The 7,981-nt window shown below is 57.5% G+C and carries 10 protein-coding genes, 1 tRNA gene and 1 pseudogene; 5 read left to right on the top strand and 7 right to left on the bottom strand.

Annotated elements, in window-relative coordinates:
* Positions 1-76 (top strand): DUF5795 family protein (locus tag DQW50_RS18435; RefSeq protein WP_241964370.1); only part of this gene is annotated, 76 nt, incomplete at its 5' end.
* A gap of 80 nt (positions 77-156) precedes the next feature.
* A tRNA-Trp gene (locus tag DQW50_RS17845) sits at positions 157-330 on the top strand.
* An 8-nt stretch (positions 331-338) separates the two neighbouring features.
* On the opposite strand, the gene DQW50_RS17840 is transcribed toward DQW50_RS17845, so the two are convergent.
* On the bottom strand, positions 339-923 hold the full coding sequence (locus tag DQW50_RS17840) for a hypothetical protein (RefSeq protein ID WP_157964852.1): 585 nt from the start codon (positions 921-923) through the stop codon (positions 339-341).
* 504 nt (positions 924-1,427) lie between these two features.
* Between DQW50_RS17840 and DQW50_RS07380 the strand changes: the two genes are divergently transcribed.
* Positions 1,428-1,868: a hypothetical protein gene (locus DQW50_RS07380; protein WP_112078655.1), complete on the top strand. Its 441-nt coding sequence runs from the start codon at positions 1,428-1,430 to the stop codon at positions 1,866-1,868.
* Between the two features lie 133 nt (positions 1,869-2,001).
* Here the strand turns inward: DQW50_RS07380 and DQW50_RS07375 are convergent, their stop codons facing one another.
* The 3 genes from DQW50_RS07375 to DQW50_RS07365 form a co-directional block, all read right to left on the bottom strand.
* Positions 2,002-2,400, bottom strand: coding sequence for a hypothetical protein (locus tag DQW50_RS07375; RefSeq protein ID WP_112078652.1), 399 nt, complete (start codon positions 2,398-2,400; stop codon positions 2,002-2,004).
* Between the two features lie 348 nt (positions 2,401-2,748).
* A complete protein-coding gene (locus DQW50_RS07370) occupies positions 2,749-3,354 on the bottom strand; it encodes a DedA family protein (RefSeq protein WP_127341316.1) in 606 nt (201 codons plus the stop codon).
* A 277-nt stretch (positions 3,355-3,631) separates the two neighbouring features.
* A complete protein-coding gene (locus tag DQW50_RS07365; RefSeq protein ID WP_127341315.1) occupies positions 3,632-4,345 on the bottom strand; it encodes a hypothetical protein in 714 nt (237 codons plus the stop codon).
* A 138-nt stretch (positions 4,346-4,483) separates the two neighbouring features.
* Between DQW50_RS07365 and DQW50_RS07360 the strand changes: the two genes are divergently transcribed.
* Both DQW50_RS07360 and DQW50_RS17835 read left to right on the top strand, forming a co-directional pair.
* A complete protein-coding gene (locus DQW50_RS07360; protein WP_112078649.1) occupies positions 4,484-5,353 on the top strand; it encodes a DMT family transporter in 870 nt (289 codons plus the stop codon).
* 357 nt (positions 5,354-5,710) lie between these two features.
* Positions 5,711-5,851: a hypothetical protein gene (locus tag DQW50_RS17835; RefSeq protein ID WP_198664633.1), complete on the top strand. Its 141-nt coding sequence runs from the start codon at positions 5,711-5,713 to the stop codon at positions 5,849-5,851.
* A gap of 236 nt (positions 5,852-6,087) precedes the next feature.
* On the opposite strand, the gene DQW50_RS18615 is transcribed toward DQW50_RS17835, so the two are convergent.
* The 3 genes and pseudogenes from DQW50_RS18615 to DQW50_RS18430 form a co-directional block, all read right to left on the bottom strand.
* On the bottom strand, positions 6,088-6,213 hold the full coding sequence (locus tag DQW50_RS18615; RefSeq protein WP_255417625.1) for a hypothetical protein: 126 nt from the start codon (positions 6,211-6,213) through the stop codon (positions 6,088-6,090).
* A gap of 275 nt (positions 6,214-6,488) precedes the next feature.
* Positions 6,489-7,610 (bottom strand): hypothetical protein, encoded by a 1,122-nt coding sequence (locus tag DQW50_RS07350; RefSeq protein ID WP_112078647.1) that lies wholly within the window; start codon positions 7,608-7,610, stop codon positions 6,489-6,491.
* A 45-nt stretch (positions 7,611-7,655) separates the two neighbouring features.
* A pseudogene (locus DQW50_RS18430) lies at positions 7,656-7,925 on the bottom strand (RNA-guided endonuclease TnpB family protein); the annotation flags it as partial.
* Positions 7,926-7,981 lie beyond the last annotated feature (56 nt).

Raw genomic sequence — 7,981 nt, 5'->3', positions numbered from 1 at the left:
CATGCCGAGCGTCACGGAGTTCGTCACCGGGTACAAATGCCAGGAGTGCTCCTGGTCGGACGACGACAGGGAGTAGAGAGGGTGGTCGCGTCCGTCGATCGCTCCGGATCGAAACCCCTTTATCCGCGTTTCGGCAACCCACACTCGCAGAAGCGCGGGGCTGTGGCCAAGCCAGGCATGGCGACTGACTCCAGAGGCCACGCCCGGGACGACACTCCAGACTGATATACCGAGCGGGCGACTGATCATCGCTCGCGTTGACGACCCTCTGGAGTTCCGAGGCGTACCGGAGATATCAGTCGATCGGGGGTTCAAATCCCTCCGGCCCCATCTTAAAATTAAACCTTTGTGAACCTGAGGTAAAAGTAGAGCCGGGGATCTGCGAGTTCTGCGGACTGTACATCACCGAGGTCAACCAGCGGTGCGCCGCGCTCGACCAGGGGGTGTGCCGTCCATGAGGCTCTGTCCGAAGTGCGGATCGAAGCTGACGCGAACCTCGAAGCCCGGTAGCGGGATCCCCTACGATGCGTGTCCCGACTGTAGTACGGGGGTGAGCTATCAGCCCCGAGACTGCCGTCAAGGAGCATCGCGAACAGATCGCGAACCGACTCGGCGAGCCGGATCGGCTCCAGTTCCCGAGCGGATGGACCACGTCCTCCAGTTGGCGGCGCGCACAGGCCGCGCCGTCGCAGGTCGGCCCAGTGAACCCGGCGGAATTCGACGTACTGCTCGGCTACGTCGACGACGACGTCCTGCGAAGCGACCTCGAGGATCTCGGCAGAACGGAGACCACACCGCGCTCCGAGCTCGAACGCGACGCGCTTCTCGGTATCGTCGGCTGTGTCGACGAGTCGATCGACGTCGGTTCGACTGAGCCACACTTTCTTCCCGGCTTCGTCTTCGTCGTGATCCCCCAAACTCATCGCTCGTCTGGGTATCTCGCAAACCGGACAAAAAGTACCGATCAGGGGTGGTCTGAGGGTGGATCTTGGGCTCTAGGGTGAATTTCGTCCGGGAAGACACGGATTCTCGAACACTAACTTTTGTTAAAATATACAGTCAGTGATAGCTTTCATCGGGCCGTGCTGAATAGAACGCGCGAGTCTTGTACTGAGTTATCCTCGGAATCGATCAGACCGGTTCGTTCAGTACAGACTAGAAATATATCGATTGGATTATCTTCGATTATTAGGCGAGTAGACTTTTCTACCTGTGTATCTGGGCTATCCTGGAGCCGAGGCTGCCCGGATGGGGAGATAGACAGCGAGACACTGTCCAGCCGGCGGAACAAAGTACGTTCAGGTACAATTTATAAGGGGATGAGTGTCTTGGTAGCCAGGCTGGACCGAGTTGTGCGGCTGTACGGTCGATACGGACCGTCACGGTTGCCGCTCGGAGACCGACAGGAAGTGGGGGCTGGCTACAGTATGGCCGCCGGTGTCCTCGCCGGTGGAATCGTGTTTGCTCCGATGATTGCGCTGGTTACGGGATCGGTGGGCCCCGCAGGGTTTGTTCTGTCTGCGGTTCCGGTCTATCTCGCCACGGGATTCGTGGTCGGGGCGCTCACGTGGCGCTTCCTGCCGTCGAGTGTCCCATACTACAGTGCCGTCGCAGCGTTGGTCACGGTCGTCGGAAACTACCTCGCCGGGACTGCCGTGTGGTTGCTACTGGCCCCGGTGTACGGCTACGAGGTTTTGAACCCGTACGTGGGGGCTGACCCGCCGACCTCGCTCACCGAGTTCCTCGGAGCGTTCTTCGAGCTGTACCCCCTTACCGTCTTGACAGTGGTCGTGTGGACAATCTGGATAGCCGTCCCACTCAGCCTAGCTTTCAGCTACGTCTACGAGCGCAGTCGTAGCGGAGAATAGCCGATACGTTCGCAGGCACATTCTATCGGCTGATTCAGAATTTATTTGAGGAAAATAACGCAGTTCTCGTGCTAACTACATCTTCTCTATCCAGCACGCCGCTTCTGAGAGGAACCCGAGAGTTATCGGTTAGTCACCGCTCACGCGAACTCTCCGAGCGCCAGTGGATGATCACGTTCCCGATGGCGAACTCGTCGTCGATCTCGCCATCCCGGACGATTTGAATGGTGTTCTCGCCCTGTTGTAGCGTCGCGCCCGTGACGGTATCTATCCACAGTTGCCAGCCGTCCGAGGGAGGGAAGTCGAACCCCGTCAGCGGCTCGCCGTTGACAAGGACTTCGTGTCCGAACGTCCCCACGTCGTAGAGCTGAATCTCAAAGTACGCGTCGAGTGGCTTCGTCGTCGTGACCTCGAACGTGTGAAGGGTTGAGGCATCGCCAACGAACTCGGCCCACTCTATGTTCAGCGCGTCCGGGTCTTCGCCCAGGTGTTCGAGGACGGTGACGAGTGCGTAGTCGGTGTCCGGTGACATGTACTGGCTTTCGCGGACAGGACGCTTGTACGTACCGTCTAATTAGGTAGCGGGCTACAAGAGCGGTTCTCTGACACGCTTTTATACTCCATCCAATCGTGTGGGCGGTTCGTTCGCCCGAAGGCATGGAACCGAACGCTGAGTCGCTACTGAATACACAGCGCATATACAGAAGGTCATGAAACGGTCTTCTCGTCGTCACGGAAGAGGATGGAGACGGTTTATCGTTGTGGTTGGCCGCTATCCGGATGAGTGTGAGCGCCTCAGCTATAGTCACACCGTGGTCAAACCAGTCGAATGTTGCCATACCTTTGTTGGGTCGTCGGCGCAAGCACGCTCTTTTTGCCATTAAAACAGATCGATGAGTCCCCTCGCGGCCGCGACCAAAATGAACACGTAAAAGACGTTTCCGACGGTGGCGAACAAGAGAAAACGGCCCAAGGGATACTTACTCAGACCGGCCGGAATACTCATCAGCCCCCCCATACCTGGAATAGCGTTCGTCAGACAGAGACCGACGCCGCCAAACCGATCAAACATCCTGGTGACGAACCACATCCGCCGCTCGCCCATCTTCGCCCGGATGAAAAACGGAAGACGGTTTAGATACGGCACCCGTCGGCGAATCCCGACGAACTCCGGACGGTCCTCGTTTAACCCTCGGTACAGCGTCCACTGGCCGAGCGTTGAAGCGGCGACGCACAGCCCGCTGACGGGAAAAAGCACCACCACAGGCGGGTCGACGATAACGACGTATCCGAAGAAGAGCGCCCCTGAAGGAATAAATTTCCCGATAATCATCCCGTCAAAGTAGAATACCACAACTAAAAGTGGCGCGCCGACCGCAACGGTGAGTTCCGTCCATGGAATGGCAGGGACGCTCATGACCTTCCTGTTTCCTTTATCACCTACGTTACTTGAATACTCTATGTACTGTGAGACGCGTTCGTACACGTTTGCTTTCTACGAACTATTCGTGTATTTCAAACAAACGTCTAGAGATGAATCGAAACGATCTCGACTGAGAGTATCGATTTCGCGGGGTTTCCTATTTATCTCAGATACGACACGGGCGAAGTAGAGATCAACCAGTCTTCCAGAACTCAACCGCTGTATCGCGCGTGCGATTTTTGACACGATCCGATCTGTTTTGCCGGTATCGCAGTTACAGTCTGGCTCTCGTTTCACGGCCAAGTACAGTCTGTTCTTGGGAGACGAGATACCGACGGACTCACTCGGTGACGGTCACTGTTCCGACGTCCTGTGAGTCACCGGCCTCCGGGTGGCTTTCGGCCTCGATTCGACCCGCGATAAGGTACTCGCCGGCCTTTTCGAACGTGCGAGAGAACTCGAACTCCGGGCCGCTGAATCCCTCGCAGTCCACACCGCCATCAATCGATCCTTCACGGGTTTCGACCGACGTATCGTTGACCAGCAGTTCGGCCGTGAACTCGGCGTCGCCGCCGAACGTCTCGACGCCGAACGAGACGTCCGCCGACTCGCCGATAGCGACCGTTTCTGGTTCGAGACTGACGGGGACCACACCGAGATCAGGTCGGTCCTCGTAGTGATCGACGGGTATCGATTTTTCCGCGTGAACGTTACCGTCGGAATCCCGGACCCTGACCGTCTGTTCGCCCGACTCTCCGGATAGACCCATGTCCTCGTCGAACTCAACTTGCCACCGCCCGCTCTCGTTCGGTTGAATCGGAAGTCCACCGACGACTTCGCCGTCCTCGACGACCACCAGCGTCAACGCCTCCTCGCAAGACCCGATGCGTCCGTTGACGCCCCCGCCATTGGACGGGCCGAGGTCACACACGTAATCGACTCGCAACTCCCCGTCTGTGATCTCGACACCGGTACACTCCTGATCGGAGGCGCAACCAGCAATACCCGGCGCGGGCGCACAGGCCAGCGTTGCCAGCAAATTCCGTCGTCGCATCGGTTATTCCGACTTCCGTATTCGGCGGTAAGTACTTTCTCCTCGGGAAATTCGACGGTTATTCGCTTCGTACGCCGGAACTGAGAGAACGACCTTCCAGATCAGTAGTGCTTTGAAATTCGGTTACGGCGTTGGAGTATGAACGACGAGACGGTCGGCATCGCACTCGTGGTCGCCTCCGCGGTTGGGTTCGGGACCCTTGGGATTTTCGGCGTCATCGCCGCCGAAGAGGAGCTATCGATACCCACGGTGCTCTCGCTCCGATTCGCACTCGCTTCGGTGATCATTTGGACTATCCTGTGGTCTCGCGGGCGACTACACATTCCGAGCAGACGGATCGTCGCGATCGCCTTCGTACTCGGTGCAGGTGGGTACGCGACTCAGAGCGCGCTGTATTTCTTTGGCCTCGAGTTTATGACCGCCGGGATGGTCGCGATCGTTCTCTACACGTATCCGGCGTTCGTCGTCGTCCTCACCGCGGTCGTCCATCCGGATCGCGTGACGCTGCCGCTGATCGCCGCATTAGCGCTCTCGATCGGCGGCGTCGCACTCATCACTGGTGCCGATCCGGCCGGTGTGGACCCGCGCGGCGTCGTCGTCGTCCTCGGTTCGGCGTGTGCGTATTCCTTTTACATCCTCGTCAGCCAGCGTGCGCTCACGACGGTACCCGCAGCGACGCTGACAGCCTTTGTGTTGCCGGCGGCCGCCCTCAGCTTCCTCGTGTTCGGTGCCGGAACAGGGTCGTTGACGATGCCGGCCACCCCAACAGCATGGGGGGTGATCTTTGGGATCGCGATGCTGGCCACTGTAGTTCCAGTACTCACGTTCTTCGCTGGCATCGCAAAGATCGGTGCGAGCCGAGCGAGCGTCATCAGTACCGCCGAACCGGGCGTGACCGTCGGTTTGGGGGCGTTGGTGTTGGGAGAGCCCGTTTCAGTCGTCACGGTCGTCGGCGGCACGCTCGTCGTAGTTGGCGTGCTCTTAATTCAGCGCGAAGAGACAGTGTGAGCGACCGGCCACAGAGTCGCGTTGACCGCTCACGAGGTCACTCGACCGTCTCGAGGAATCTGCTCCATCGCAACACAGTTTTGGAGAATACCGACTCTGTTGGAATCATCAGTCGCTGATAGTTTGTTTGTGCCGTGCTGAATATAGAGCGCGTATCTCGCACAGAATTATTCTCTCATTCGATCAGGTCGAATCGTTCAGACAGACTGCGAACCGACAGACAACCGGACAAATACACTGTACCTCGCTCCGAAGTAGCCGCGCACGTTGCCAGCTGATTTGTTATAACATCTATAAGATATCAACAGAAGAGATATGTCTGTGGGGATTTATGAAGTCAGACTACTACGTTGTCTCATGGGCATTTCAGATATACTTGAAGGTGAGATGACAACAAAACAAATGGGAGTTATAATGATTCTCTACATGGTGGGTCTGGTGGTTTTTGGGGCACTGGCAGTTATCGTGATACACGGTCTTGGATGGCAGTGGCTATAGAGAACCGCTGTAAGGCGGCGACGGACGATTGTCAAGTCAAAAACTTAAATTGAGGCTCAGCGATACCCGATGTCGAATCTACTCCGACCAATGAGCAGGCGCATTCTATCGGGTGATTCGGAGTTCAGATGAAAAAATAGGGTAGTTCTCGTGCTGACTGTATCCAGCATGCCATTCCTGTCAATCCCAGAGGATTCCAACAGGAGCCTGATACCGAAAAACGAGATCGAGCCGAGCTACTGAACCGGCTCGACCGTTATCGCGCCGTCATCGGTTTCGTCGGCGGCCACGTGGCCGTCATCAACTCTACCATCGTCGTCAACGAGTCCCCAGTCGCGGAGGGTGTCTTTCGGGATCGTCACCCTCGCCGCTCCCGTTCCCGAGGTCTCGAACCTTCCGAATCTCGCGAGAAATCCACTCTCACGGACGAATTCCGGACTATCCAACCTTCGGGCTTATTGCGTTTATTGACTTTATTCCACTTGAATACGGAGGTTTAGTAGATTACTGACACGAAATCGAACTTTTCAGGCGACCTTGTCAAACTGATCGTTCCACTGTTTCGCGATCCGGATGCGCTCAACGTAGATCTGCTGTCCCACTCGAAAGTCGTGAGAATATCGTAGTGCCACACTCGTCACACGACGGCACTCAGCAGTTGGTTTAGTATCTCGGGTTGGAGGGAGAACTCGATCGTCATCGAGAGGATCGGGAGAAGTATCGACCCGATCAGCCGGGCGATGACGGACACTCGGAGCGGATACAACCGGACCTGTTGATACGTCTGGTACTCGTCTCGGAGTCGGGTGAGTTTCTGTTCGGTGACGGGATCCGTGTCCACGAGGTCCGCACCCGCTCGTGGTTCCCCGGCTGCCCGCTTCAGCTCCTCGTATTGATCCCGTATGTTCTCGAGGATCCGCTGACGAATCGCGTTTGCGCGCTGACTGATAGTGATCGTTGGATAGAGAAACGAGAGTCCGATGAAAACGGCGTACACACCGCCCATCACGTAGATGAGGGACCCCGCGAGTGGTCCGACCGTCGCAGCGTACTGTAGTTGAAGGGGAAGCAGTAGCGATCCGATGGAAAACAACCCGGTGGTTCGGATCGCGTACGTCCCGACGATGCTCATCCCTCCGAGTCCGTCCGGATGCATGGGATCGATTCGGAGTTCTAAGGAAGCGATGTTCCGGATAGTAAGGATCGTCACGGCGACCAACAAAAACCCGATGCCCACGATCACCCCAATCCAGAGCAGCACGGCAAATACCGCCCAAAACAGTGGATCAGCGGCACCGAAGAGGCCATGTTCCCGGATAAACGGACCTCCTCGAGCCATCAGGATCGGGATGGGGATCGACGCGAGGACGGCCGTCATCCACCAGTACCGATCGATCACACGGCTGTATCGATCTACCACGCGCTGCGCCCGGTCTCGGTCCGAGGAAGCCACAATCGCGGTTACATCGCGGCGGAACGCCGGGAGGAGGTTCGCCTCGTAGTACCAGATCAGGTACGGGGCCACGAGCAGAACGAGGAATACTGCGGCGAAGCTGAAGAGGTACCCAAGGGTCATGTACTGCCAGCGAAGGATCGGATACGCGACCAGTACGATAGTCGGTGGGAGACCGAACAGTAGCGTGCTCGCCCCAGCGTATGAGTTCACGCGCCGTTCTCCACGCTCGATCCATGCCGTGATCCACAACTGACAGTCCACCGAGTCAGCATCCAGCGCGTGCCTTGCCTGTGATTCCTCCATAATTCACTCAGTCACTCGCTCGTCACAGTAGTCAACTACCCCACCCTAAACGCCTTCGGCGTTTTGAGGGTGGGGCTTGTCCGTGAACTCGGCCTCGAACCCGTCCGGGTGGGCGGTAAATCCGCCACTCGGCGTCACAGTTCCAGACTTAAGGGCAAGTTGGCTGTTGCCCGTCCGCCGAGACGACTGTTGGCCCCGACGGACATACCGCATTCCAATGTTCTTCGCCGCATTATACTCCGCGTTCGCTTCCGACTCGCATTTCACGCATCGGAAGTCGTTGCGAGTCGGGCGATTCTCGTCTGCCTTGAGTCCCGCCCCGCACAGCACCGCACAGCACCGCAACCGCACCTCACGCCTCCCCAGCCTCG

Origin of the sequence: Halorubrum sp. 48-1-W (assembly GCF_003287355.1) — an archaeon.
GTDB lineage: Archaea > Halobacteriota > Halobacteria > Halobacteriales > Haloferacaceae > Halorubrum.
This window is presented reverse-complemented; position numbering and strand designations above follow the sequence as displayed.